19 protein-coding genes and 1 pseudogene are annotated in these 20,154 nt (G+C 71.6%); 6 read left to right on the top strand and 14 right to left on the bottom strand.

Features of this window, described 5'->3' with window-relative positions:
* Positions 1-216: 216 nt before the first annotated feature.
* From ACGF2Y_RS05810 to ACGF2Y_RS05785, 6 genes are all read right to left on the bottom strand, one after another.
* Positions 217-1,083: an ECF transporter S component gene (locus ACGF2Y_RS05810; RefSeq protein WP_392943447.1), complete on the bottom strand. Its 867-nt coding sequence runs from the start codon at positions 1,081-1,083 to the stop codon at positions 217-219.
* Positions 1,080-2,795 carry an ABC transporter ATP-binding protein gene (locus tag ACGF2Y_RS05805; RefSeq protein WP_392943446.1) on the bottom strand — a complete coding sequence of 572 codons (1,716 nt, stop codon included), beginning with the start codon at positions 2,793-2,795 and terminating at the stop codon, positions 1,080-1,082. Before ACGF2Y_RS05805 ends, ACGF2Y_RS05810 begins: the two co-directional genes overlap by 4 nt.
* Positions 2,792-4,069 (bottom strand): energy-coupling factor transporter transmembrane component T, encoded by a 1,278-nt coding sequence (locus tag ACGF2Y_RS05800; protein ID WP_392943445.1) that lies wholly within the window; start codon positions 4,067-4,069, stop codon positions 2,792-2,794. Before ACGF2Y_RS05800 ends, ACGF2Y_RS05805 begins: the two co-directional genes overlap by 4 nt.
* Positions 4,066-4,791 carry an SCO2322 family protein gene (locus tag ACGF2Y_RS05795; RefSeq protein WP_392943444.1) on the bottom strand — a complete coding sequence of 242 codons (726 nt, stop codon included), beginning with the start codon at positions 4,789-4,791 and terminating at the stop codon, positions 4,066-4,068. The genes ACGF2Y_RS05800 and ACGF2Y_RS05795 overlap by 4 nt, the downstream gene beginning before the upstream one ends.
* Positions 4,788-6,038 carry a prenyltransferase/squalene oxidase repeat-containing protein gene (locus tag ACGF2Y_RS05790; RefSeq protein ID WP_392943443.1) on the bottom strand — a complete coding sequence of 417 codons (1,251 nt, stop codon included), beginning with the start codon at positions 6,036-6,038 and terminating at the stop codon, positions 4,788-4,790. Before ACGF2Y_RS05790 ends, ACGF2Y_RS05795 begins: the two co-directional genes overlap by 4 nt.
* 303 nt (positions 6,039-6,341) lie before the next feature.
* A complete protein-coding gene (locus ACGF2Y_RS05785; RefSeq protein WP_392943442.1) occupies positions 6,342-7,388 on the bottom strand; it encodes an MBL fold metallo-hydrolase in 1,047 nt (348 codons plus the stop codon).
* Positions 7,389-7,568: 180 nt separating this feature from the next.
* Between ACGF2Y_RS05785 and ACGF2Y_RS05780 the strand changes: the two genes are divergently transcribed.
* Positions 7,569-9,038 carry an aldehyde dehydrogenase gene (locus ACGF2Y_RS05780; RefSeq protein WP_392943441.1) on the top strand — a complete coding sequence of 490 codons (1,470 nt, stop codon included), beginning with the start codon at positions 7,569-7,571 and terminating at the stop codon, positions 9,036-9,038.
* Positions 9,038-9,271 carry a ferredoxin gene (locus tag ACGF2Y_RS05775; protein ID WP_392943440.1) on the top strand — a complete coding sequence of 78 codons (234 nt, stop codon included), beginning with the start codon at positions 9,038-9,040 and terminating at the stop codon, positions 9,269-9,271. Before ACGF2Y_RS05780 ends, ACGF2Y_RS05775 begins: the two co-directional genes overlap by 1 nt.
* A gap of 27 nt (positions 9,272-9,298) precedes the next feature.
* Here ACGF2Y_RS05775 and ACGF2Y_RS05770 read toward each other — a convergent pair whose 3' ends face one another.
* From ACGF2Y_RS05770 to ACGF2Y_RS05755, 4 genes are all read right to left on the bottom strand, one after another.
* Positions 9,299-9,868, bottom strand: coding sequence for an SMI1/KNR4 family protein (locus ACGF2Y_RS05770; RefSeq protein WP_392943439.1), 570 nt, complete (start codon positions 9,866-9,868; stop codon positions 9,299-9,301).
* 424 nt (positions 9,869-10,292) lie between these two features.
* Complete coding sequence (locus ACGF2Y_RS05765) at positions 10,293-10,610, bottom strand: hypothetical protein (RefSeq protein WP_392943438.1); 318 nt, start codon at positions 10,608-10,610, stop codon at positions 10,293-10,295.
* A gap of 47 nt (positions 10,611-10,657) precedes the next feature.
* Positions 10,658-10,861, bottom strand: coding sequence for a DUF397 domain-containing protein (locus tag ACGF2Y_RS05760; protein WP_392943437.1), 204 nt, complete (start codon positions 10,859-10,861; stop codon positions 10,658-10,660).
* Positions 10,858-11,742, bottom strand: a complete 885-nt coding sequence (locus tag ACGF2Y_RS05755) for a helix-turn-helix domain-containing protein (RefSeq protein WP_392943436.1) — start codon at positions 11,740-11,742, stop codon at positions 10,858-10,860. The genes ACGF2Y_RS05760 and ACGF2Y_RS05755 overlap by 4 nt, the downstream gene beginning before the upstream one ends.
* A 194-nt stretch (positions 11,743-11,936) precedes the next feature.
* Here ACGF2Y_RS05755 and ACGF2Y_RS05750 point away from each other — a divergent pair, with 194 nt between their 5' ends.
* Together ACGF2Y_RS05750 and ACGF2Y_RS05745 are read left to right on the top strand one after the other, a co-directional pair.
* Entirely contained in the window at positions 11,937-12,632 is a 696-nt protein-coding gene (locus tag ACGF2Y_RS05750; protein WP_392943685.1) for an ATP-binding protein, read from the top strand.
* Between the two features lie 39 nt (positions 12,633-12,671).
* Positions 12,672-13,030, top strand: a pseudogene (locus ACGF2Y_RS05745) (type II toxin-antitoxin system VapC family toxin).
* 28 nt (positions 13,031-13,058) lie between these two features.
* Here the strand turns inward: ACGF2Y_RS05745 and ACGF2Y_RS05740 are convergent.
* Genes ACGF2Y_RS05740 through ACGF2Y_RS05725 form a run of 4 tightly spaced genes read right to left on the bottom strand, consistent with a single transcriptional unit; the run spans position 13,059 to position 18,556 of the window.
* Entirely contained in the window at positions 13,059-14,336 is a 1,278-nt protein-coding gene (locus ACGF2Y_RS05740; RefSeq protein WP_392943435.1) for an MFS transporter, read from the bottom strand.
* Complete coding sequence (locus ACGF2Y_RS05735) at positions 14,326-16,107, bottom strand: condensation domain-containing protein (protein ID WP_392943434.1); 1,782 nt, start codon at positions 16,105-16,107, stop codon at positions 14,326-14,328. Before ACGF2Y_RS05735 ends, ACGF2Y_RS05740 begins: the two co-directional genes overlap by 11 nt.
* Positions 16,104-17,456: a DUF6271 family protein gene (locus tag ACGF2Y_RS05730; RefSeq protein WP_392943433.1), complete on the bottom strand. Its 1,353-nt coding sequence runs from the start codon at positions 17,454-17,456 to the stop codon at positions 16,104-16,106. Before ACGF2Y_RS05730 ends, ACGF2Y_RS05735 begins: the two co-directional genes overlap by 4 nt.
* Positions 17,438-18,556 carry a phytanoyl-CoA dioxygenase family protein gene (locus tag ACGF2Y_RS05725; RefSeq protein WP_392943683.1) on the bottom strand — a complete coding sequence of 373 codons (1,119 nt, stop codon included), beginning with the start codon at positions 18,554-18,556 and terminating at the stop codon, positions 17,438-17,440. The genes ACGF2Y_RS05730 and ACGF2Y_RS05725 overlap by 19 nt, the downstream gene beginning before the upstream one ends.
* Positions 18,557-18,986: 430 nt before the next feature.
* On the opposite strand from ACGF2Y_RS05725, the gene ACGF2Y_RS05720 reads away from it, so the two are divergent.
* Positions 18,987-19,844 (top strand): hypothetical protein, encoded by an 858-nt coding sequence (locus tag ACGF2Y_RS05720; RefSeq protein WP_392943432.1) that lies wholly within the window; start codon positions 18,987-18,989, stop codon positions 19,842-19,844.
* 50 nt (positions 19,845-19,894) lie between these two features.
* Complete coding sequence (locus ACGF2Y_RS05715; RefSeq protein WP_392943431.1) at positions 19,895-20,146, top strand: acyl carrier protein; 252 nt, start codon at positions 19,895-19,897, stop codon at positions 20,144-20,146.
* Positions 20,147-20,154 lie beyond the last annotated feature (8 nt).

Below are 20,154 nucleotides of genomic sequence, written 5' to 3'. Positions count from 1 at the left end.
GACGGCCGGTCCGTCCGGGCGAGCCCGGGACGGTCCCCTCGGGCTCGCCCCTGCTCGGCCGTCCCCTCGGGCTGCCCGTCCTCGGCCTCCGGCGCGGGCTGCCGGCCCTCGGCCTCCGACGCGGGCTGCCGGTCCTCGGCCTACCGCTCGGCCGCCCCTCCGGCTGCCCTCCTAGGGCTACCGCTGAGCCTGCCCCTCCGGCCGACCCTTCTCGGCCTACCGCTCGGCCGCCCGCTCCGGCTGCCCCTCGCCCTCCCCGAACGCGGCGCGCGCGTCGAAGGCGGCGCGGCGGGTGGCCCGGCGCAGCGCCTTCAACAGCGTCGGGCCGATCGTGAGCGTCAGGACCACGGTGAGCACCGCACGCCCCAGGTCCCAGCCCAGCGAGGTCGCCGCGCAATAGGCGAGGAAGCGCACCAGGTTCTCGTGCAGCGGGTCGCCCGCGACGAACGAGATCCCCGAACCCAGCCCGGCGATGAGCGTCCAGCCCTGCAGATTCATCACCGTGCCGTACGCGAACGCCGCCACGCAGCCGTACGCCGCCAGCATCGCCGGCTCCGCCCGGCCGCGCAGCCGGTCCGCTCCCGGCAGCAGCCCCGCGCCCATGGTGAACCAGCCCATCGACAGCATCTGGAACGGCATCCACGGCCCGACCCCGCCGGTCAGCAGCGCCGAGGCGAACATGGTCACCGAGCCGAGGACGAAACCGAACCCGGGGCCCAGCACCCGGCCGCTCAGCACCATCAGGAAGAACATCGGCTCCAGGCCCGCCGTCCCCGCCCCCAGCGGGCGCAGTGCGGCGCCGACCGCCGCCAGCACACCGAGCATCGCGACGGCCTTCGCGTCCATCCCGGACTCGGAGATCGTCGCCACGGCCACCGCGACGAGCAGCGGCAGCAGCGCCGCGAACAGCCAGGGCGCGTCCCGCGCGTGCGCCAGCCCGGACCCGGCGTCCGCCAGCAGCGGCCACCCGAAGGCGACCACACCGACAGCACCGGTCAGCACCAGCACGGCGACCGACTTCGGCCCGAGCCGCACGGGCCGGGCCGAGGGCTCCCGTACCGCCACCTTGTCCGTGCCGGTCATGCGCCCGCCTCCAGCGCACCGCGCACCTGGGACACGGTCAGCCACTCCTGCGGGGCGAGGATCTTCGCCGTCTGCGGGGCGAACGCGGGGGAGGAGACCACCACCCGCCCGGTCGGGCCGTCCGCGACGACCTCCCCGTCGGCGAGGATCACCACCCGGTGCGCCAGCTCCGCCGCCAGCTCCACGTCATGCGTCGCCAGGACGATCGCGTGCCCCTCGGCCGCCAGCCCGCGCAGTACGCCGACGAGGCGGGCCTTCGCCGCGTAGTCCAGGCCGCGCGTCGGCTCGTCCAGCAGCAACAGCGGCGGCCGGCCCGTCAGCACCAGCGCCAGGGCCAGGGCGAGCCGCTGGCCCTCGGAGAGGTCCCGGGGGTGGGTGTCGTCCCCGACCCCCGGCAGCAGCTCCGACACCAGCGCCCGGCAGGAACCCTCCGCCGCGCCCGCGTCCCGGTCGGCGGCGGCGCACTCGGCGGCCACCGTGTCCGCGTACAGCAGATCGCGCGGCTCCTGCGGTACGAGCCCGACCCGGCGCACCATCGCCCGGGGGTCCGTCCTGGCGGGGGCCAGGCCGCCGACGCGCACGGTGCCCGCGGTGGGCTCGATCATCCCGACGAGGGCACCGAGCAGCGTGGACTTGCCGGCTCCGTTGCGGCCCATCAGGGCCACCGTCTCGCCCGGGTCCACGGTGAGCGTCACCCGCCGCAGCGCCTCGATCCGGCCGCGCCGCACCCCGAGCCCCTCGACCCGGGTGACCGGGCCGGCGACGGGGACGACCGGTGCGTCGGCCGTGCGGCGGCCCAGCAGCCGGGCGAACCGGCCGGGCCGGGGGATGCGCGGAAGGGGCGGGTGCGCGACGGGCAGTTCGGCCGACGCCTCCGGGCGCGCCGGCGGGGACGCGTCCGCCAGCCTGTCCCGCAGCCCGCCCGCCCCGCGCCGGGCGTCCCGTACCGACAGGGGCAGCGGATCCCAGCCCGCCAGCAGTCCCAGCTCGGCCACCGGCGGCCGGACCGGCGACACCTTCATGATCTCGGCGGGCGGCCCCATCAGGGGGGCGGCGCCCGGGGCGGGCAGCAGGACGACCTGGTCCGCGTACTGCACCACGCGCTCCAGCCGGTGCTCGGCCATCAGCACGGTCGTGCCGAGGTCGTGCACCAGCCGCTGGAGCACCGCGAGGACCTCCTCGGCTGCCGCCGGGTCCAGCGCGGAGGTCGGCTCGTCCAGCACGAGCACCTTCGGGTGCGGGGTGAGCACCGAACCGATCGCGACGCGCTGCTGCTGGCCGCCCGACAGGGTCGCGATGGGCCGGTCGCGCAACTCGGCCAGGCCCAGTAGATCGAGCGTCTCCTCGACCCGGCGGCGCATCACGTCAGGGGCCAGGCCGAGGGACTCCATGCCGTACGCGAGTTCGTCCTCGACCGTGTCCGTGACGAAGTGCGCGAGCGGGTCCTGGCCCACCGTGCCGACCAGATCAGCCAGTTCGCGGGGCTTGTGCGTACGGGTGTCGCGGCCGCCCACGGTGACCCGGCCCGACAGCAGCCCGCCCGTGAAATGCGGGACGAGCCCCGAGACCGTACCCAGCAAAGTCGACTTGCCGACTCCGGAAGGGCCGACGAGCAGGACCAGTTCGCCCTCGGGGACCGTGAGGTCGACGCCGGACAGCGTGGGGCGCTCCGTGCCCTCGTACCGCACGGAGACCCGCTCGAACCTGATCACGCCTGCTCCTTGCCGATACGAACCTGTTTCCCGGCCCCGTGCGAGGACGGCTTCCCGGTCCTGGGGGAGTGCGGCTTCCCGGTCCCGGGCGAGGACGTCTTCCCGGTCCCGGTCCCGTGCGGGTGCGGCTTCCCGGTCCCGGGCGAGGACGGCGGTACGGGGGCGACAAGCGCCGGCAGCAGCCCGATCAGCACCGCGGCGGCGGGCCACAACGGCAGCACCGGCGCGGTCAGCGGTACGACACCGGGGCGCAACGCGTCCGGATCCACCGCCCCCGCCCGGATCATCGCCGCCGCGACCACCGCCCCCGAGCACGCCACCAGCCAGGCCCGGACACCCCACCGGTCCGGCCGGTAGCGGGTGCGCACCGAGCGCCGCCCGCCGAGCCGCAGCCCGGCCATCGCCGCGACCAGACCGGCCAGCAGCAGCGGCAGCCCGTACACCGCCCCCTGCGCGGCCAGCAGCCCGTACGTGCCGGCGCACACCCCGAGCAGCCCGCCCAGGGTGAGGACGTTCGTGGTGTGCCGGACGGCGGCCGGGACCTGGGCGGTACGCCCGTACCCGCGCGCGTTCATCGACGCGGCCACCGCCACCGACCGCTCCAACGCGCCTTCCAGCACCGGCAGCCCGATCTGCGCCACGGCCCGGACACCACCGGTCGGCCGCCCCCGCAGCCGGCGCGCGGTGCGCAGCCGGACCACGTCGGCCACCATGTTCGGCGCGAACGTCATCGCGACCACGACGGCGACTCCCGCCTCGTACAGCGCACCGGGCAGCGACTTCAGCAGCCGCGCCGGGTTGGCCAGCGAGTTGGCCGCGCCGACGCAGATCAGCAGCGCGGCCAGCTTCATCCCGTCGTAGAGGGAGAAGACCAGCTGCTCGGCGGTGACCCGGCCACCGATCCGCACCCCCTGCGCCCAGTCGGGCAAAGGAAGTTCGGGGAGCACGAACACCGTGTGCGAACCGGGGATCGACGAACCGAGGAAGACGGAGAACACCATCCGCAGCGCCACGACGAACAGCCCGAGCTTGACGAACGCGCCGTACGAACGGGCCCACGGCGCATCCGTGCGCCGCGCCGCCACCACGTACCCCGCCACGCCGACCAGCAGCCCGAGCAGCAGCGGGTTCGTCGTCCGGGAGGCGGCGGTGGCAAGCCCCAGCGCCCACAGCCACCACGCCCCGGCGGGCAGCGCGTTGCCGCGGTCCGCCTCGGGGGCGTGCAGAGCGCGGCGCAGCAGCCGGGCCGCGGCCGGGGCCGGGGAGGCGGTCACCGGCGGCGGCGGGCCTGAAGCACGGCGGCGATGCCCAGCAGCAGGACGGCGCCGATGCCGACGAGGAGCCCGACGGAGGGGCCTTTGCCGCCCCCGTCGCCTTCGTCTCCCGCGTCATCGGCGGTGTCCGGGCCGTCGGCGGTGTCCGGGCCGTCGGCCGTCTTCGACGGGGTCGCACTGCTGTCCCCGCCGGACACCTGCTCGCCGCAGCCCGACTTCGGATAGCCGGAGATCGCGCAGAGCATGGCGCTGCTGTCGTACCGCAGCGGCTTCGCCACCGCGGCGAGCGCCTCCGCACTGCTGGCGTCCGGTGCGACCTGCGCACAGGCCGTGCGCAGAGCGGGCGGCTTCTCTCCGTCCGGGGCGTCCGCCGCCGTACCCGGGTCGATCACCAGCGCCACCCGCTTCTCCCCGTCCTTCACCGGGGTGTCCGCGCAGATCGCCCCGAAGTCGGGGGCGCGGCGCGGCTGGGCGGCGTCGCCCGAGTCCTCGCTCACGGCGAACCGGAAGCCCTGGACCGTACCGTCGTCCGGGTGCAGGAGGGACGGCCCCTGGGTGGCGTACTCCCAGTTCTTGCCGTTGCCCTGCCAGAAGGACCAGTAGCGGTAGCCGGCGGCCTCCGCGCTGCCCGCGCCGAGCAGCACGGCCGAGGCGGCGACCAGAGCGGCCAGCAGGGCGACGACGGGACTCCGCAGCCGCGCCGGGACCGGCGGGCGCCTCACGGCTGCTGCTTCTTCCGGCGCATGCTGAGCAGGAAGCCGATGCCCGCGCCGGCGGCGAGACCGATGCCGATCAGCCACCCGAGCCCCAGCCCGCCGTCGTCGCTGCTGGTGCCGCCGGAGGGCTGCGGACCGGTCGGCCTGGGCGAGGGGATGGCGGTGGCGGCCGGGGCGGGACCGGTCGCGTTGAGCTGCTTGACGAGGTCGACGCCGCCGAAACTGCGGGCGTCCGTGCCGGTGGCGTGCGCCGCGAGGATCAGCTGCGCGGTGGCGGCCGGGCCGCCCTGCTTCGCCCAGTCCGTGGCGTTCTCCTGCAGCCAGGTGACGGAGGCCTCGGCCTTGTCCTTGTGCCCGGAGGAGGCGAGCGCGACGACCGCGTCCGCGGTGTTGCCGTAGTCGGGCAGCGGCTCGGTGTCCTCGGCGCCGGGCATCGGGGCCTGCTCCAGATAGGGCGACTTCTTCAGCGTGTCCGCGAGGAAGAAGGCGCCGTTCTGGGCGCTCTGCTCCGGGCTGAGGTCGTCGCCCTTCGTGCAGGAGGGGTCCTTGACCGCGTTGGACGTGCCGGAGGCGATGCCCTTGCCCATCAGCCCGAGCACCGAGGCCGCGGTGGCGTCCGCGTTGGCGGTCAGCTCGCCCTTCTTGCCCGGCTGGTAGGCGAAGGCGCCGCCGTCCTTGTCCCCGCAGGGGATGGCCAGGGTCTGGAGCGCGGTGTACGGGGTCTTCCCGTCGGCGGTGGTGATCTCGCTGACCGGGACCCCGGTCCGGGCGAGCGCGCCGATCACGAGGGACGTGGAGTTCGCGTCGCTGGGGCTGCCGGGGTTGTAGCCCCAGCCGCCGTCCTCGTTCTGCACGGACTTCAGCCAGTCCGCGCCGTTGTTCGCGGCGTCACGGTGCTGGTTGATCTCGACGAGGGCCTGGACGGCGACGGCGGTGGCGTTGGTGTCCATCACCGTCGACGCGTCACAGGGCTTGGAGGTGTCGCGGTACGAGGTGAACGCGCCGCTGTCGCACTGCTGGCCCGCCAGCCAGTCCACGGCGGTGGTGGCCGGGGTGACGTACTCGATCTTCTGCGCGAGGAAGGCCAGCGACTGCCGCCACACCCCGTCGTACGTGGGGTCCGTGGTGCCGTAGAGCCCGGCCGGCAGCTCGGCCGACGGGGAGGGGCTCGGCGCGGCGACCGCTACGGGGGCGGCCGCGCCCAGAAGCACGGCGGTGGTCGCGAGCGCGGCTGCGCTGCGGCGTACGGTCATGGCTGGCTGGGCCTCTCCTGCGGGGGCCGGACTCCCCGGGCGCACGAGGGCACCGGGCTCCGGCCCCGTATGCCTCGACGGTGCCGGCCACCGGGGTTCCGGTGGCCCGAGCCGCTCACGCTCCGCGGAGGGCGGTCCGGCTGCCGTCGGGCGGACGGGACACGGCTGGGGCGCTGCGCCGGATTCGCACCGGCTTCCCCCTGTACGGGCATGATGACGACCTGCCCACTCTACCGGTCCGTAGGGGAGCGGCCGGGGGTCCACGTCGCGATGTTCGTCACCGGCTCCGGGCGCTCCGGGGGCTCAGACCGCGACGTACGCCGCCGGGGGCCCGCCCCGGACGGCCTCCGCGCGGCCGAGCTTCACGAGCCGTCGCAGATGGGACTCGGCCTCCGACACGGCGATGGACCGCGACCCGTGCGGGATCTGCTCCCAGGGCCGGTTCCACTCCATCCGCTCGGCCACCTGCCACGGGGTGAGCGGCGTGGTGAGCAGGGCGAGGAGCCCGGTGAGCCGCTCCTCGTGGTGGTCCAGCAGCTCCCGCACCCGCCCGCCCGCATCGGTGAACGCGTGCTGGTGCGCGGGCAGCACCTCGGCCACCCCGAGCCGGCCGATCCGCTCCAGCGAGGCCAGGTAGTCGCCGAGCGGGTCGGTGACGGCGGTGTCGTCCGGGTCCTCGTACAGCCCGATGTGCGGACTGATCCCGGGCAGCAGGTGATCCCCGGAGAACAGCCGCCCGTGCCCCGCCAGGTCCGCCGGATGCCGTTCTTCCAGATGGAGGCAGACATGGCCCGGGGTGTGCCCGGGGGTCCAGACGGCACGCAGCCGCCGCCCGGCGAGATCCAGCAGCTCGCCGGGGACGATCTCGCGGTCCGGCAGGGCGGCGCGCAGACCGGGCAGGGTCCGCAGCCGGCCGCCGCTGCGCGCGGCGCGCAGCGGGGCGAGGTGCTCCTCGGGCGCGCCGACGGCGGCGAGCTTGCGGGTGAGGTAGTCGAGCCAGGTGCCGGGCTCGGCGTCCCGGGTGCGGCGGACGATCGCGGTGTCGGCCTCGTGCATGGCGATCCAGGCCCCGGACGCCTCACGGACCTGGCCGGAGAGCCCGTGGTGGTCGGGGTGATGGTGGGTGATGACGACGCCGTGGATGTCGGTGACGGCGGTGCCGAGGCTGGCGAGCCCGGCGGTCAGGGTGTTCCAGGAGGCCGGGTCGTCCCAGCCGGTGTCGATGAGGACCGGGCCCCGGTCGGTGTCGAGGAGGTGGACCAGGGTGTGGCCCAGCGGGTTGTCGGGGATGGGGACCTCGATGCTGTGAACGCCTCCGCCGTGGTCGGTCACCTGCGTCACCTGCGTCATGGGCTCCCCCTCTGCGGTTCGGCCTCCACTGTAACGAGAACTTGTTCCAGTGGTAGCCCAGGTCTACTACTTGTTCGCGCACCGGAAGTCGTCCGCGCCGTGGACTCCTGGAACAGGAACTGGTATCAGTTCTGACGAGCAGTCAGTTTCGGGTACACGGGTTCGCGGGAGGCACCAGCCATGACGGAACTTACGGAGCTTGTGGAACACGGACAACTGTTCATCGGCGGGGAGTTCACCGATCCGCTGGGCACCGAGGTCATCGAGGTGATCTCCCCGCACACCGAACAGGTCATCGGCCGCGTGCCGCACGCCTCCGAGGGCGACGTGGACCGGGCGGTCGCCGCCGCCCGCCGCGCCTTCGACGAGGGCCCCTGGCCGAGGATGGGCCTGGACGAGCGGATCGCGGTGATCACCCGGATCAAGGACGCCTTCGCCGTACGCCACGAGGAGTTCGCGCGCCTCATCAGCGCCCAGAACGGCACTCCGTACAGTTCGAGTGTCATGGTGCAGGCGCTGGCCGCGATGATGGTCTGGGACTCGGCGATCACGGTGGCGCGCGACTTCCCGTACGAGGAGCGGCGCGACGGAGTGCTGGGCCCCCTCCTGGTCCGCCGCGAACCGGTCGGAGTGGTGGCGGCCGTCGTCCCGTGGAACGTCCCCCAGTTCACGGCCGCCGCGAAACTGGCTCCCGCGCTGCTGGCGGGCTGCACGGCGGTCCTGAAGGTCTCCCCGGAAACCCCCCTGGACGCGTACGTACTGGCGGAGATAACGGCGGAGGCGGGCCTGCCGCCCGGAGTCCTCTCCATCCTCCCGGCCGACCGTGAGGTCAGCGAATACCTGGTGGGCCACCGGGACGTGGACAAGGTCTCCTTCACCGGCTCGGTGGCGGCCGGCCGTCGCGTGATGGAGGTGGCCTCCCGCAACCTGACCCGCGTCACCCTGGAGCTGGGCGGCAAGTCGGCGGCGGTGATCCTCCCGGACGCGGACCTGGAGGCGGCGGTGGCGGGCATCGTCCCGTTCGCCTGGATGATCAACGGTCAGGCGTGCGTGGCGCAGACCCGCATCCTGGCCCCGCGCTCCCGGTACGACGAGATGGCGGAGGCGTTCGCGTCGGCGGCGGGCGCGCTCCACGTGGGCGACCCCCTGGACCCCACGACGGAACTCGGCCCGCTGGTGGCCCGCCGCCAGCAACAGCGCTCCCTGGACTACATCCGGTTGGGCCAGGAGGAAGGCGCCAAGATCCTCACGGGCGGCAACCGCCCCCCGTCCCAGGAACGCGGCTGGTACGTCGAACCCACCCTCTTCGGCTCGGTCGACAACTCCATGCGCATCGCCCGCGAGGAGATCTTCGGCCCGGTGATCTGCCTGATCCCGTACGCCGACGAGGCCGAGGCCGTCCGCATCGCCGACGACTCCCCGTACGGCCTCAGCGGCAGCGTCTGGACGGCCGACACGGAACGCGGCATCGACGTGGCCCGCCGCGTCCGCACGGGCACGTACAGCGTGAACACCTTCAGCCTCGACATGCTCGGCCCCTTCGGCGGCTACAAGAACTCCGGCCTGGGCCGCGAGTTCGGCCCCGAGGGCTACGGCGAGTTCTTCGAGCACAAGATGATCCACCTGCCCGCCGGCTACCGGGAGGCGTGATGGGCGACCGCTGGCACGTGGAGGTCGACCGCTCGGTCTGCATCGGCTCCGGCATGTGCGTCAACCACGCCCCGGACGGCTTCCGCCTGGACTCGGCCCGTCAGTCCCACCCGACGGAGGAGGACCGGGACGCGGGCGAGCAGGTCCTCGCGGCGGCGGAAGGCTGCCCGGTGGAGGCGATCACACTGACGCTGGCGGGGTCGGGGGAGGTGGTGTTCCCGCCGGAGGAGTGAGGGGTCGCCTGGAGCCGCACTTTCGGGTCACGACCAGACGAGCCGCCCTTCGGCGACCTCACAGACCGGATAGGCTCCATCGGCGATCTTCGTCAGCATCTCCGCCACGGAGTCGAAATAGTGAGCCAGTGACGCGTACTCGCCCGTGGTCGTGATCTCACCCACGAACCAACTGCCGATACGCCCGTCCCGCACGTCGATGAACTTTCCCATCCAGCCGTCCTGGTCTGACAGGAACGGGATCCACTCGTTGCGCCAGAACGAATTGTCCGGCTGGTCCTGAGGATCGAACCCCCCGGGCATGGAGCGGTTCGCGTACAGCTTCTCCATCGCCCGGACGCCCAAGAAGAAGCTGCCCTCATCCGGAAACCCGGCGAAGCCGCAACATGCCACATCGTCGTCCACATCTTTCTCAGGAAGATCCAGGTTGTTCTGCAGCAGCCACGCCCGCAGATCCTGCGGGAGGGAGATACCCATCCGTTCCTCGGCAGCAGCGAGCATCTGCTCCGTTGCAGGCCCCGGCAGATCCGCGTGATCGGCCGGGGCCTGCTGCCGAAGAAGACTCATCACGCGGGACCAGCTCTCCACCACACTCATTCTTTACTGCCCTTTCTGTGCGGATGCCCCATACTGAGCGTCGATGCAGGGCGCCGTAATCCTGAAGCGCACAATGATCCAGTACTCATCCTCTTCCTCTGGCACTGCGCACAGATTCATTCCATCTGCGGACAATGCGGCGAACTCGTGAGAGCCCGTCGCCGCAGCGATGCGCGACGGCAGGCCGGAGGTTGCGATGTTCTTTACGGCGGACCCATCCGACTTCAGTCCCACCGCCCCCTGGAGGCAGAATGAAGAACTCTCCGGACCCCTGGGCGGTGAGTACCGGCCACGCCCTTTCATGCCGCTACAGGGAACCGAGGAGATGTGAGTTGGCCGTCAGATCGGTCCAATGAGACTTCACGGGATCGACGTTCCTCCATCCTGGTGAGCCTCGGTCGTGCAATCAGGGCGAGGAGTTCAGTTATGCGCGCCGCGCGTCATCGATTTCTGCCGCCAACGTGGCCGCTTGATGCAGACGAATGAAATAATTGCTGGCATTCTCGTCATCTCGGATCAACGGAAGGATCTCTCGGAGTCGCGCGATACGTGAATGCAGAATTTCATGACGCTTATCATCCAGTTGGCCATGCATCGCCGAGGAGATGCAGCCAGCGAGGGCGGCATCCATCGTAACCATGCATTCACCTTCAGGCTCCCGGTTGTGAAACCCTGAGGGGAATGGGAGCTTTTTGAACTCTTCCCAGGGCCGGATGATCCGACTTTTCATTTCATCCACCATGGCAAATCTCCGTTTCTCGCCCTACCCTCGGGGTATCCATTTGCGGCTCACGCCAGGTCGCTGACGAAGGACCGCCAGGCGTCGGGGCCGAAGGCGATGACGGGACCGGCGGGGCGGGTGCTGTCGCGGACCGGGACCAGGTGGCGGAGGTTGTGGGCGACCTCTACGCACTCGTTGTTGCCGCCGCTGTACGAGCTGGTGCGCCACCGTGCGCCCGACAGGTCCGGCGTGCTGTGGTGTGCGCTGTTCATGCTTGATGCTCCTCGGCCCTGCGGTGGATGACAGCGCGGGACTCGGCCGGGGAGAGCGCGGACGTGCGCGCGGCGTCGAACAGGTCTTGGTAGCGCGAGACGTCCGCCTCCCGTTCCAGCCACATGGAGCCGGACGGGTTGTCCGCCAGCACCACGTCGAGCGCCCCCTCCTCGGGAAATCCCAGCAGTACGTACGGGCCGAACATACTCGCATGAGCCCCGCGCGCGAACGGCAGCACCTGCACCGTCACGTTCGGGCGCTCGGAACTGGCCAGCAGGTGCTGAAGCTGCGCGTTCATCACCTGCGCACCACCGACTTGCTGGAGAAGGACGGCTTCCGACAGTACGGCCCACAGCTGTAGCGGGGTGTCGTCGAAGAGCCGTTCCTGCCGTGCCAGGCGGACTCGGACGAACTTCTCGATCTCGTCCGCCGTCTGCCACTGGCGTGAGGCCACGGTGACCGTGCGAGTGTAGTCCGGGGTCTGGAGCAGGCCAGGAATCAACTGTGCCTGGAAAGTCCGGATGGACCCCGCCATGGCTTCCAGCGCGATGTAGTCGCGGTAGGTGTCGGCCAGTACATCGCCGTACTGGTTCCACCAGCCCTCCCGACGCCTGCGGTTGGCCTTTCGTGCCAGGGAGGCGAGGCGGTCTCGGACCTCGTGGTCGGAGAGCTGATACGCGTGCAGCATCGCTGTCAGGTCGGGGAGCCGTACCGCCACGCGGCCGTTCTCGATCCGGCTGATCTTGCCCTTGGTGCAGTCGAGGGCCTCGGCCGCTTGGCTGGTGGTCAGGCCGGCCGTCTCGCGCAACCGCCTGAGTTCGTCCCCTAGTTGGCGTCCGAGGACGGTCGAAGTGTTGGCGGCGGCACTCTTGGTGTGCATGTGAACACCTTTAGCAAAGTAGAGGCTCTGTCGGGGCGCGGTTACCCGAAAGACGGAAAAATGATGCAGAGGCTATCGGCAACGTTGCGTTTTCGGATGGTGCGCACTCATCCTGCTGATGACGGGCTGGGCCACGAACCAACTGATCTCGCCCGCACTGGACTTCAGCCGAGATCCGACCATTGGGGACTGTGATGGGTGAACTGTGCGAAGTGAACTTTCGGCTCGTCCGCAGCCGCAGCAGCGTTCCCCGGGCGCGTGCCCTGCTTCGCGCCAGGCTTGGTGAGTGGCGGGCCGGTCAGGATGCGATCGAGACGGCGGAGTTGCTGCTCTCCGAACTGGTGACCAACGCCGTGCGGGTCGCCGTCCCCGGCGACCGGATGATCGGCGTGCGTATCGAGTGCCGGGAGCGGGGCGCGTGGCTTCGGCTTGAGGTGAGCGACGCGGGTGAGGGGCGTCCCGAGGTGCGGTGGCCCGGTGAGCTGGAGACGGGCGGGCGTGGGCTACTGATCGTCGACGCGCTGGCCTTCTTTGGGGGGGGTGAAGGAGCGGCCGGCCGGTATCGGGAAGACGATCTGGGCGGAGGTCGTGACGCCCGCTGTCGTTCCCGTTCGCGTTCCCCTTCCGGTGCCGGTGGTGGCCGACCCCGCGGTGACGTCATGAGGGTGCTGTGGCGCATGCTTCGTCCGCGTTCGGCGCTGCGTTCGGGGCCACTGTTTCGCGGCACTCTGATCCAGCTCATCGATCGGAGGCCGATCCTGATCAGCGGCGCGCGGGAGCCTGTAGTACCCGTACCCGTAACCCCTACCGGAGTCGACAGCGCCCGCTGTGCGGCGCGGCGGGCGTGGCTCGTTGCGTGGGCAGGTCCGGATCGCTCGTCACTTCGATGAGCCCCACCCAGGTATCTCCGCAGCCTTCGGGATGGCGTGATGCGCCTTCTCCTCGACACACCCGTGATCCTCTCGTGGCTCGACGATTCCTCGGAGCTGTCCGACGAAGCCAAACGCCTGCTCGATACCGCGCACGCCGTCAGCGCCGTCTCGCCCTGGGAGATCACCTTCGCGCAGTATTTCGGCCTGCCGGAAGGCCCGGGAGACCTCGCCGAGCGCGTGCGCGACCTCGCCTCCCCGTCACCGCCGCGCACGGGGTGCGGGCCGGGCGGCTGCCGATGGTCCACCAGGACCCCTTCGACCGGCTGCTCGTCGCGCAGGCGCAGGCCCATCGGCCGGTACTCGTCACGCGCAACGCCTGGATCCCGCAGTACGACGTACCGGTCATGCGGGTCTGACCGGTACGCCGTACCCCGGTGGAACGGGTCAGACCGCCGGTTCGGCAGCCGGCTTGCTCGGCAGGCCCTCCGGCGCCCGGCGCAGTGCGCGGATCGCCGGGACGCTGAGCATGACGGCCAGCAGGACGAACGACATGGCCGACGAGAAGATCAGCACCTCGTTCGCGCCGAACGCGTCCGCCGCCGGACCCGCCAGCGCGCGGCCGAGCGGGATGACCATGATGGAGCCGGCGACGTCGTACGCGGAGACGCGGCTCAGGACCGTCAGCGGGATGTGCGACTGGACGCTGGTCGCCCACATCACCCCCCAGAACGCGAAGCCGTAGCCTGCGATGACGTGGGCCACGGCCGTGGCGGCGAAGGACCATTCCAGGGCCGGGGCCAGGGGGTTGAGCGCGAAGCAGAGCATCGCCAGGGCGCCCGCGACCAGGGGACGGCGCGGGCGGACCCGCATGCCGATCAGGCCGCCGATGATCGTCCCGGCGCCGTCCGCCGAGGCGATCCAGCCGTACCCGCTCGCCCCGTGCTGCTCGATCATCAGCGCCGCGCCCAGCGGCAGCGCGGGACCGAACACGAACAGGCCGTACACGGACCAGACCGCGATGACGCCCCACAGCCACTGGCGGGACCGGAACTCCTGCCAGCCCGTCGCCAGCCTGCGCCACATCGGGGCGTCGCCCTCGTCGCGGACCGTGTGCAGTTTCCGCAGGGGCAGCAGGACCGCCGCGCTGAGCGCGTACGCCGCCGCGATGACCAGGTACGAGCCCGAGACCTGCCAGTACGCGACCAGGATGCCCGCCAGGCCGGGGCCCAGCAGGGTGCTCAGGGCCTCGGAGATCCGCAGCAGGGCGTTGGCCTTCTGGATGTCCTCGGCGACCCGGGGGACCATGCTCGCCATGCCCGGCTGGAACATCGCCGTCGCGGCCCCGCTGAGCGCCATCAGCGCCATGATCTGCCACAGCGGAACGCCGTCCGAGAAGAACAGCAGCGCGCCGAGCGTGATCATGGCCAGCATCCGCACCAGGTCGGCGCAGATCATCATCAGCTGAGGCGTGAACCGGTCGGCCAGCACCCCGCCGAACAGCACCAGCAGGACGATCGGGGTCATCCACGCGGCCAGCGCGTACCCGACTCCGCTCGCCCCGTGGCCCGCTCCCAGCACGGCCGTGGTGAGGGACACCATCAGCATGCCGTCGGCCAGCAGGGACGCGCTGCGGGCCGTGAAGAAGAGCTGGAACCGGCCCGACCGCCAGGGGCTGGGCAGCGGCTCGGGCTTCTGCTGGAGGGTCGTGTCGTCAACGCTCATGTCGCACCTGCCGGCTCCTGCCGGCCCCTTCCTCGATGATCTGCTGCCGACGCCACGCGTCGCTCCGGTGCGCTTCGGCGGGCGGGTGCTCGACGAGCACGTAGCGGCGGGGCGCGACGACGCCCGTACCGCCGTGGGCGGGGAGCTTGTCCATCAGCGCCTCGTGGGCGCCGGCCGAGGTCAGGGCCGTGTCGCCGCCGCGCGCTATGTACGCCGTGAGGCCCGCTTCCTGGTCCGTGTCGATGTGCACCGGCAGGCCCCCCACCGCCCCGCTCAGCGCGTCCCGTACGGCGGCCGGTGAGGCCCAACAGCCGTCCACCCGCGTCCAGTCGGGGCCGCGTTCCGAAGGGCTCACGCCCGTCGCCCCGGTGAGCGAGCCGAGGGGTACGTCACCCTCTGCGGCCGCCTCCAGTAGCCGCACCAAACCGCTCAGGAAGCCCTCCGCCTCCTGCGGGGTGAACAGCGCGGGGTCGGCCCACAGGGAGATGTGGAGCTGGGGCGCTGTCTCGTACGTGAATGCCAGCATGCGCGTCGGCAGCACCTGCAACGGGCCCCAGGTCAGCTCCAGTTCGGCCGCGCCGCTGTTCTGCGGAGCGGCGGAGAGAAGGGTGGCGGGAAGCACGCTGACGTCGTTGAAGACCACGTCCCGCGCGAAGTGGCTGCCACGCTCACCGGTGACCCGGCCGATCATCTCCCACAGGCGTACCGAGTCGAACTGGCTGTGCCGGTAGGCGTTGAGCGCCGCGCCCCAGGTCTTGCGGACCAGCGTGTCGAAGGACGGGACCCGGACGTCCAGGCAGAGCAGCGCGTCCTGGGACAGGGTGTTCACCGAGCGGGCGATCGCGGGGTGGAACCGGTTGGAGGTCGGGACGGCGGTGACGCAGGAGTCCTGGCCCGCCCGGTGGGCCACCAGCGCGCACCAGGCCGCGAGCAGCACGGTGGCCTCCGGGTTCCCGATGCGCCCGGCCGCTGCGGCGAGTGCCCGCGCACCGCGCCGGGAGCGGAGGGTGAGCTGCCGGGCCCGGCCGTCCGCGCCCGCCGCGCGCGGCTCGGCGAACATCTCCTGCGGCTCGGTGCGGATGATCCGCTCCCAGTACCGCAGCGACGCCTCCGACTTCCGCTTCCCGGCGGGGGATGCCTCCTCGGCCGCCAGGTCGAGCGGGGCGAAGGAGGCCGGCGCGGGCAGTTCCTCGCCCGCCAGCAGGGCGAGGAACTCCTCCCGCAGGACGGCCAGCGCGCTGCCGTCCGTCACCGCGTGACTGGACGCCAGCGCGGCATGGACGGGTACGCCGCCGAGCGTGAGCACCGTGATCCGCAGGGGGAACTCCCGGTCCAGCGCGAAGCGGCCGGCGCGGGCCGCCCGTGCCACCGTCTCGGCGTACCGGGCGGGCTCCTCGGGGAACTCCGTGTGGTCGAGGACGGTCACCGTGAACGTGCCCTCGCCCGCCACCACCTGCTCCACGGGCGCGGCCCCCGGCACGTGCGGAAACGTGGTGCGCAGCCCTTCGTGGCGCAGGGCCAGCGTGCGCAGGGCGTCGATCGCGGCGTCCAGGCCGGTGCCCGGGGGGATCGCCCACACATCGTGGTTGTTGATGTGCTCGGGGTCGTCCCGCAGGATGCAGCGGATCATGTTGGCCTGGCCCATGGTGAGGGGGCCGCGGCGCTCGTCACCGCCCGCGTAGGCGACGGTGACGGTACGGGGAGTGTGCGGGGTACGCGGGGTGTGCGCGGGATTCGGGTGCATGGTGTCCTTGCCGACAGCGGGGTTCATCGGGTCACGGCCGGGCGGTGTCCGGCCGTGACCGGCGGGACGCCTCCCGGTCCCGCTTCGGCGCTCGCACGGGTCAGCGCCTCCCAGCGGTCCATCAGGAGCGCGAAGTCGGCCATGTCGTCCCGGGCCTCGTCCAGGAGCCGGGAGCGGCGGCCGGCGAGCGTGTCCGCGACCGTCGCGTAGCGGCCGCCGAGCCGCCGGTAGGCCCGGTCGAGGACGTCCAGCCGGCGGGCGTTCTCGGCCCGGTCGAGGCCGATGCTGTCCCGGACGAAACCGGCGACCACACAGGCCCGGAGGTGTCCCTCGGCGTCGAGCAGCGCGTCACCGGCCGCCGCCGTCTGCGCGTACACGGCGTTGAGGTACGTCTTCGACAGCAGGAACTTCGCGAAGCGCAGCTGGTACGCGAGGAACCCGGCGTCCGTACGCCGTTCCGCCGTATGGAAGTTGACGATGTGCCGGTTGTGCTGGACGCCGGGCATCCTGGCGTCGTGGAGGAGGTGGATCAGGAAGTAGTCGCTGCCGATGGTGTCGGTGGCGGGCGGCAGCGGGACCCTGCGGTAGACCTCGTGGTCGAGCGCGATGTTGCACATGTCCACGCGCATCGGGCTGACGGGGGCGAGCGTGGTGCGGTCGCCGTCGAACGCGGTGTCCCCGGCGCCCCGGAAGGACGCGTCGATCAGATGTCCGCGCCAGATCTCGGGGTATCCGTCGGGTATCGACAGGCCGATCAGTTCGCGGTACGTGTCCGGGTCGAGGTCACGGATCTCCGCGACGTCCACCGACATCTCTCCCACGAAGGAGCCTCCGGCCATCGTTATCCGACGTCCTCCGGTCCCCGGCGGCAGCTTGCTCCGGGTCGCCGACCCGCGTACGTCATCGGCTCGTTGGCCCAGGTAGGTGAGTTCCTGGTGGAGGGGGAAGACCGGTTCGCCGTCGAGGTGCTGGTAGCGGCTGTCGGAGTCCCGGCGGTGGACGGACGTACAGCCGAGGGCCTGGGCGAGGAGGAACGCCCGGTTGGTGCAGGCCCCGTAGGAGACGCGGGACGGCAGCATCAGCTCCAGCAGCCGGTCCTGCCCTTCCCGTTCCGCGCCCGACCGGACGGTCACCTCGCGCAGGAAGGCGCGCTGCTCTCCCTCGTCGAGGTGGTGGACGGTCACCCCGGGGGACGGGGGCAGCGCGGCCACCGTCTTCCGGTGCTCGGCGAGCGCCGGCGCGGGGGAGGAGTCCAGAACCAGGAGGTGCACCTCGACGCCGAACTGCCGTGCCCCGTACGCTGCTTCCTCGCCTACCGCCGCGATGGTCCCGGCGCACGCCCGGTGGGTGGGCAGGGTCAGACAGACGCGGCGCACGAAGGCTCCCCGCTCTGCGCGGCGGAGTCCGTGCCCTCGGCGCCCTGTGCGGCGGGTGCGATGTCCTCGACCGGGTCCTGCCACGAGGCGAGCCCCAGCAACCGGCTGCCCAGCGGGTTCAGTTCGGCCGTCGGGTAGCGCTGGGACTCGGGCCGCACCGGGTCGCCGACCAGGGTGCGGTTCCAGCGCGGGGTGCGCAGATGACGCCAGGACTCCACCCGGGACTTGCGCAGCCGCTCGTGCTCCTCCAGCGCGGGCATCATCGACAGGTACTGCACGGCCCGCACCCCGCTCCCGGAGAGGTTGCGCGCCACTCCGTGGGCCAGCAGGCCGTTCCAGATGAGCAGGTCGCCGGGGCGCAGATCCGGTCGTACGACGGGGAGTTCGTCCCGGTCGATGGTGGGGCGCAGGGGGTCCCGGTCCGACGGCTGGCCGGTCTTCCAGGTGTCGAACTGCCGGAACAGCTCCGGGCAGCACTGGAAGCCGCCCGTCTCCGGCCGGGTGTCGTTGAGCGCGATGATGCCCTGCACCCGCTGCGGCGGGACGGCGAGCGTGGTGTCGATGTCCCAGTGGAGCTCGATGTCGAAGCCCCGGTCCGTCGCCTCGATCAGGGCGCGGTCGCGGTTGCCCCGGTTGGGCGGGTTGAGGTTGAGCCGGTCCAGGGTGACCCACAGCTCCTCGCAGTCCCACACGTCGACGAAGGCGTCGTACACCCGCTGCGACTGCCGGTTGTCCCAGAGGAGCTGGTGGTGGTACGCCTCCACGAAGCCGTAGATGTGCAGCTGCTGGTCCAGCTCGGAGCGCAGCGGCCGGTCCTCGTACCAGCTCTCCGGCCGCTCGGGATCCAGGCTCTGGAAGTCCCAGGTGAAGTCCAGCAGTTGGCGTGCCACCGAGGCCGGGACGGCTTCCCGGACGATGACGTAACCGTACGTCTGCCAGTGGGCGAAGTCCTCCTCGGACAGCACCCGCAGCGGACGCGACTTGTCGAGCTCCCGCAGGGCGGTCTGCGCGAGGTAGGCCTCGCCGTCCGCGCTGAAGTACGGGATGTCCGACGCGGCGCGGTGCAGGCGGGGCCGGCGGCGAGGGGCGGGTGTCGTCATGAGGTTCATGGCAGGTCCTTCTCCTCGGCCGGCCGTGCGGCGACCCCGGGGGAGCGGGGCCGCCGCGGACGGCGGGACGGTTGGCAGTGGCGTGGCGGGAGGAGCCGCGACCACGTCGATCAGCAGGATTGGTCCAGACCGCATGGACTGTCAAGTGCCCGGTACATATGGCGATATGGGTAGCAGTCATGTACCTGACGGCCACGGAACCGATACCTGCCGTTCGGTATTTTTGGTCTAGACAACAGGTGAGGGATGGGCCTAATGTCCAAGGGCGCGGTCGGGTTCGTGACGGGCTGTCAATCCGTTTTCCCGCCTGCGTTCCGGCCGGTGACGGCCCTGTTCGGGACCGCCGACGCCACGGCGATGTGGTCCGTACATCCGGTGGGTGTCCCGCATTGCCGACCCACACCGAGAAAGACGCGGTTTCATGAACACATCCAGCATCACGGCCCTGCCGGGTATCGAGCTGAAGAGTCCCGGTGCCGGGCTGATCACGCTGGACCCGGTCCGCACCGCACTGCTGCGGGGTCTGGACGATCTGCTGACCGGCCTGGCCGCGCGGCTCTCCGCCCCCGAGGTCGTGGGCCCGCCCCTGCTCTCCGTCGACGGACTGGCGCGGCTGGACTTCTTCCGTAACTTTCCCCATCTCGGGGTATCCGCCGGGCGGTTCGGCGCGGAGGCGCTCGACGGGCTGGCCTCCGGCGGCTCGCCGCAGGACCTCCCGCTGCACCCGACCGGCCATGTGCTGCCGTCCGCGACCTGCTATGGACTGCTGCTCTCCCTGGAGGGCGAGGACGTCGGCGAGGACGGGCTGCGGCTCTCGGCGGTCGGCCGCTGCTTCCGCAACGAGACCCACTACGACGGCCTGCGCCGGCTGTGGGGGTTCCATATGCGGGAGGTGGTCTACCTCGGCACCAAGGAGGGTGCCGCCGAACACCAGGAACGCGGCGGGGAGTTCGTCCAGGAGGTGGCCGGACGGCTGGGGCTGGCCCTGACCCGGGCGGCGGCCGACGACCCGTTCTACGACAACGGCGGATCGCGGGCCCGTCTGATGGCGCTGGACCCGGTGAAGTACGAGTACAGCGCCCCCGACGGCACGGCCATCGCCTCCGTCAACCGGCACCGCAACTTCTTCGGCGAGCGGCTCGGCATCCGTGCCGGATCCCACGGGCCCGCGTACAGCTCCTGCGTCGCCTTCGGCGTCGAGCGCTGGGTGCACGCGATGATCCTCGCCCACGGCACCGCCGAGCAGGCCCTGGAGCGGCTCCGCGCCGCCGGTTCCTGACCTTCACCCCGGCAGACATCCGGAACAGAACAAGAGGAGCGATCTCCCCCATGGAACGTGTCGTAGCGTGGCTCAACGAGAAGAATCCCGGCCTCGACGGCCCGATCGGCGTCGAGGAGGACCTCATCGAGGCCCGTCTCATCGACTCGATGGACTTCCTGGAGTTCATCGATCTCCTGGAGGAGATCTCGGGCAGCAGCATCGATCTGCAGGAGGTCACCATCGACGACTTCCGCACCCTCGCCCGCGTCAGGGAACGCTTCCTGGGCTCCGTCGGCCTCGCGGAGGTGCCGGCCGGGTGAGTACGGGC

The sequence above is a fragment of the Streptomyces sp. NPDC048142 genome (genome assembly GCF_043202835.1).
Lineage (GTDB): Bacteria > Actinomycetota > Actinomycetes > Streptomycetales > Streptomycetaceae > Streptomyces.
The sequence above is the reverse complement of the archived record's forward strand: the minus strand, read 5'-3'. Positions and strand labels throughout refer to the sequence as shown.

Excerpts from the sequence above, each read along its gene's own strand:
- ACGF2Y_RS05740 (WP_392943435.1), bottom strand. The coding sequence starts at position 14,336 with ATGAGCGTTGACGACACGACCCTCCAGCAGAAGCCCGAGCCGCTGCCC.
- ACGF2Y_RS05720 (WP_392943432.1), top strand. The coding sequence starts at position 18,987 with ATGAACACATCCAGCATCACGGCCCTGCCGGGTATCGAGCTGAAGAGT.
- ACGF2Y_RS05765 (WP_392943438.1), bottom strand. The coding sequence starts at position 10,610 with ATGGTGGATGAAATGAAAAGTCGGATCATCCGGCCCTGGGAAGAGTTC.
- ACGF2Y_RS05810 (WP_392943447.1), bottom strand. The coding sequence starts at position 1,083 with ATGACCGGCACGGACAAGGTGGCGGTACGGGAGCCCTCGGCCCGGCCC.
- ACGF2Y_RS05770 (WP_392943439.1), bottom strand. The coding sequence starts at position 9,868 with ATGAGTGTGGTGGAGAGCTGGTCCCGCGTGATGAGTCTTCTTCGGCAG.
- ACGF2Y_RS05750 (WP_392943685.1), top strand. The coding sequence starts at position 11,937 with ATGGGTGAACTGTGCGAAGTGAACTTTCGGCTCGTCCGCAGCCGCAGC.
- ACGF2Y_RS05775 (WP_392943440.1), top strand. The coding sequence starts at position 9,038 with ATGGGCGACCGCTGGCACGTGGAGGTCGACCGCTCGGTCTGCATCGGC.
- ACGF2Y_RS05780 (WP_392943441.1), top strand. The coding sequence starts at position 7,569 with ATGACGGAACTTACGGAGCTTGTGGAACACGGACAACTGTTCATCGGC.
- ACGF2Y_RS05760 (WP_392943437.1), bottom strand. The coding sequence starts at position 10,861 with ATGAACAGCGCACACCACAGCACGCCGGACCTGTCGGGCGCACGGTGG.
- ACGF2Y_RS05785 (WP_392943442.1), bottom strand. The coding sequence starts at position 7,388 with ATGACGCAGGTGACGCAGGTGACCGACCACGGCGGAGGCGTTCACAGC.
- ACGF2Y_RS05755 (WP_392943436.1), bottom strand. The coding sequence starts at position 11,742 with ATGCACACCAAGAGTGCCGCCGCCAACACTTCGACCGTCCTCGGACGC.
- ACGF2Y_RS05715 (WP_392943431.1), top strand. The coding sequence starts at position 19,895 with ATGGAACGTGTCGTAGCGTGGCTCAACGAGAAGAATCCCGGCCTCGAC.
- ACGF2Y_RS05735 (WP_392943434.1), bottom strand. The coding sequence starts at position 16,107 with ATGAACCCCGCTGTCGGCAAGGACACCATGCACCCGAATCCCGCGCAC.
- ACGF2Y_RS05790 (WP_392943443.1), bottom strand. The coding sequence starts at position 6,038 with ATGACCGTACGCCGCAGCGCAGCCGCGCTCGCGACCACCGCCGTGCTT.
- ACGF2Y_RS05725 (WP_392943683.1), bottom strand. The coding sequence starts at position 18,556 with ATGACGACACCCGCCCCTCGCCGCCGGCCCCGCCTGCACCGCGCCGCG.